The sequence below is a fragment of the Hymenobacter coccineus genome (genome assembly GCF_001816125.1).
Classification (GTDB): domain Bacteria; phylum Bacteroidota; class Bacteroidia; order Cytophagales; family Hymenobacteraceae; genus Hymenobacter; species Hymenobacter coccineus.
In genome coordinates, this window is the sequence record NZ_MDZA01000228.1 from 1 (window position 1) to 2,785 (window position 2,785).

The 2,785-nt window shown below is 63.4% G+C and carries 4 protein-coding genes; 2 read left to right on the plus strand and 2 right to left on the minus strand.

Annotation, left to right across the window (positions count from 1 at the left end):
* Nucleotides 1-276 precede the first annotated feature (276 nt).
* On the plus strand, nucleotides 277-813 hold the full coding sequence (locus BEN49_RS13780; protein WP_070744307.1) for a GNAT family N-acetyltransferase: 537 nt from the start codon (nucleotides 277-279) through the stop codon (nucleotides 811-813).
* A 34-nt stretch (nucleotides 814-847) separates the two neighbouring features.
* Entirely contained in the window at nucleotides 848-1,078 is a 231-nt protein-coding gene (locus BEN49_RS13785) for a CDGSH iron-sulfur domain-containing protein (RefSeq protein WP_070744310.1), read from the plus strand.
* Nucleotides 1,079-1,147: 69 nt separating this feature from the next.
* Here BEN49_RS13785 and BEN49_RS13790 read toward each other — a convergent pair whose 3' ends face one another.
* On the minus strand, nucleotides 1,148-1,516 hold the full coding sequence (locus BEN49_RS13790; RefSeq protein ID WP_070744313.1) for a hypothetical protein: 369 nt from the start codon (nucleotides 1,514-1,516) through the stop codon (nucleotides 1,148-1,150).
* A 63-nt stretch (nucleotides 1,517-1,579) separates the two neighbouring features.
* Complete coding sequence (locus BEN49_RS13795; RefSeq protein WP_070744315.1) at nucleotides 1,580-2,626, minus strand: hypothetical protein; 1,047 nt, start codon at nucleotides 2,624-2,626, stop codon at nucleotides 1,580-1,582.
* Between the last annotated feature and the right edge of the window lie 159 nt (nucleotides 2,627-2,785).

Here is a 2,785-nt window from a genome sequence, read left to right on the forward strand (position 1 = left end):
GGGCACTGGGGCGGCTGCCCACCAGCTCGCCGGCGCGGCGCAGGCTGTCGACAACGGTGGCCGATTGGGCACGGGCGGGGGCCCCGGCGGCGAGCAGCAGGGCGGCCAGGGACAGGGTCAGTTTCAGGGCGTGGGGCATGGGGTAGGGCAGATAAAAAGCAGCGGCGCGAGAAAGCACCGGCCGTGGTGAACGTTGGAAACCGGCATCTCGTACAAAAAGCGGGCTGATTTTGCTTTTTTTCGCCCCAATTTCGCGTCTCGCCCCGCCGTACTGCTATGAACACCCCACCCGCGCCGCCGCGCATCGTGCCCGCCACCCTCCGCGACATTCCCACCATCATCCAGCTGGCCGAAGGCACCTGGGAGCCCACCTACCGCTTCATTCTCTCGCGCGAGCAGATGGAGTACATGTACCGCGTCATCTACACGCCCGCCGCCCTTAAGCGCCAGATGGCCGAGCAGCACCACACGTTTCTGCTGGCGCACGTGGGCGGGCAGCCGGCCGGCTTTGCCTCCTTCGCGCCCCAGCCGCCCGCCGATGGGGCCCCCGCCGACGCCGCGCCCACCGAGTACAAGCTCCACAAAATCTACGTGTTGCCCACCCAGCAGGGCCAGGGCCTGGGCCTGCACCTCATCGAGGCCGTGGAGGAGGCCGTGCGCCGCGCCGGCGGCCACACCCTCGACCTGAACGTGAACCGCTACAACCCCGCCCTTAGCTTTTACGAGCGGCGCGGTTTTGTGCAGCAGCGCGAGGAAGACGTGCCCATCGGCCCGTACTTCATGAATGACTACATCATGCGCAAAACGCTTTAAACCAAGTAACTAACAACCAATACCCACCCCAAAAATGGCCACCAAACTCACTGTACTTGCCAACGGCTCGCTCCGCGTAGAGGGCGAAGACATCGAACTCGTTGACGCCCAGGGCCAGCCCTACGGGCTCGGCGGCCGCCAGCGCATCAGCATCTGCCGCTGCGGCCTCTCCAGCCAAAAGCCGTTCTGCGACGGATCGCACAAGGGCCACTTCGAGCACGACGCTAAGGCCTTCGACCTGCCCGCCCCCAAGCCGGCGGTGTAGTCCCGGCTGAATTCACCCACAAAAAAGGCAGTTGCTCCAAATTGGGGCAGCTGCCTTTTTCTGTTGTAGTTAGCTGGTGGGGGTGGCGAGGCGGGTGAGCAGGGCCACGGCGGCGTCGGGGTCTTCCACCTCGATGATGAGGCGGTTGAACTGCTCGTCGGCCAGGTCTACCACGATGGTGTTGGCGTCGTGCCGCACGTCGATGAACGAGGGCTTGCTGCCAAAAAAGCCGTCTATGTAAAATGTGCCGGCCTTTAGGAAGCCCGGGACGTGGGTGCCGGGTATGCGCAGGCCAAAGGCGTGCGAGGCTTGGGCATCGCGCCGGGCCCCCTTGATGTTGGCCTGCGGGATGCGCAGCTCGCTGCGCAGCGCCCAGAGCTTGTGCCAGCCTTCAACCACGAATACCACCACATCGTCCTGTTGTTCAATCTTAACCATAGCGAAAAGGGTGGCCGCTGCCACGTTAAGGGTGCGTGTTGAACCACTGTATCGCCGGGGACCCTAAGGCATTACAGTGGACAAGGTGCGGGGCCCCAGCATGAGCCACAGGTTCTGCCGCACGAGGTCGCCCATCGAGTCGCAGTGGTCGAATTTTTGGGTGCGGTGGTGGTGGTTGAGGGCGGCTTTTAGCTCCGCCACTTTCTCGGGCGGCGCGAGGTCGTGGGCGCGCATCACGTCGAGCAGGGCGCGCAGGCGGTGGCGCTCGGTGCGGGCGCGGCGGGCCATCAGGGTGCGCTCCTCGGTTTGGTACTGGCGCACGTTTTCGGGCTTCAGCAGGCGGGCGCACAGGTCCACCACCGCCGCATTGTCGGCGAAGTAGCGGGGCTGGTACATGCGCTGGTTGCCCTCGTAGCTCTGCTGGTCGAAGTCGATGGCCCGCACCCGGTACTGCTCGTCCTCAAAGTCAGGCGTCACGTCAATCACGTAGTTATAAGCCCGCATATCGCCCAGCAGCCGGGCGAAGCAGCGCTCGTTGAACTTCACAAACTCCTTGGCGATGCGCACCTGGTTGAGGTGCGGCTGGCTGAGGCGCAGGCGAATAAAATCGTCGCCCGGAATGCCGGCAATGTGCTCCTCAATGAGCGTATTGGTGCCGTCAACCAGGAAGTTCATCGAGTTGGGCGAGAGCACGTGCTCCAGCTCCAGGCCGTAAATCCGCGAGGCGTCGGCCTGCTTCACATAAAAGAAATCGTAGTTGTCGTTGAGCTGGTTGAGGATGCGGATGCGGAACGGCTGCGAGTTGCCGAAGTGGCAGAAGTCGATGCGGTCGGCCACCAGGTGCTCGGTGAACGACAAATCGCCGCCCATTTTCAGCAGCGCGTACACCTCCGCCAGGCCTTCGCTGAGTTCGTGCATGGCCTGCGGCTCGTAGTACACGGTTTGCCAGAGCGTGTCGCGCCCGGTGCGGTCGCGCAGCGGAAACGAGTTGCTGTAGCGCCGCAAGTCGGCGTAGCTCACCGGCAGCGGGGCGTCGCGGTCGTAGTCGCGCAGGTACTGCCGCAGCGCGGGCGTGAGGGGGTACGCAGGCTTTTTGCGGGAAATGTGCATTTCTATAGGGTATGGGGGTGGGAGGGTGCGCGGGTAGGAGGTTTTCTTGGGGTAGGAAGTAAGTCTATTGAACGTCATGCTGAGCGCAGCCGAAGCATCTCTACCGCAGCAGTAATTATGATTAGTGGAGCAGTTAGAGATGCTTCGGCTGCGCTCAGC